The organism is Actinomadura napierensis (assembly GCF_039529375.1).
GTDB lineage: Bacteria > Actinomycetota > Actinomycetes > Streptosporangiales > Streptosporangiaceae > Spirillospora > Spirillospora napierensis.
Genome location: NZ_BAAAMR010000340.1, coordinates 1 through 630, shown reverse-complemented (window position 1 = coordinate 630; position 630 = coordinate 1). Strand labels below are relative to the sequence as shown.

The 630-nt window shown below is 34.1% G+C and carries 1 protein-coding gene; it reads right to left on the bottom strand.

Annotated elements, in window-relative coordinates; translation table 11 throughout:
• Positions 1 to 145: 145 nt before the first annotated feature.
• Positions 146 to 630: metal-dependent hydrolase (locus ABD296_RS49815; RefSeq protein WP_344285636.1), on the bottom strand; the 485-nt coding region annotated here is incomplete at its 5' end.

Here is a 630-nt window from a genome sequence, read left to right as displayed (position 1 = left end):
CACTATCAATATCTGAGGCTTGCATAGTACGAATCATGAGTTTCAACACATTTTTAGATTTCAAAGTAAACGTATTATAGAAACTTAAATAGAAAAAACGAGTAAAAAAAAGAGCAATTAAATTGCTCTTTTCCAGTCAGTTTTTTTAAAGACCTAATTTTTCACGCCAAGTGGCCAATAAAGCTGTCGTATCCGAATCATTTGGATGGAATTTTGGTCTTAAGAAATCTAATAATTCTGGAATTTGACGAGTCATAAAACCTTTACGGCCATACATGAACTTAAGCATGTATTTGGTATCTTTCCATGTTAATTTATCATCAGTCTTAAGTAACTTAGCAGTAAAATAAGACTGAGTAGCAAAAATTAAGGCCATTGCAATGATTAAAGCAGTTGAACGCATAAAATAAGCTTTTGGCCCCTGCCCATACATATTGGTATAGACATCAAACGCTACAGCTTTGTGTTCATTTTCTTCTACCGCATGCCACATCCATAAGTGATACATAGTGTCATCTTGGAACATGGCTTGAATTTCAGGGTTTTGTAAAAGCTCAGCCGCAATAGTTGAGGTAAAATGTTCTAACGCACAGGTACCTGTTAAATCAATCATTTCTTTTGTATAACCAA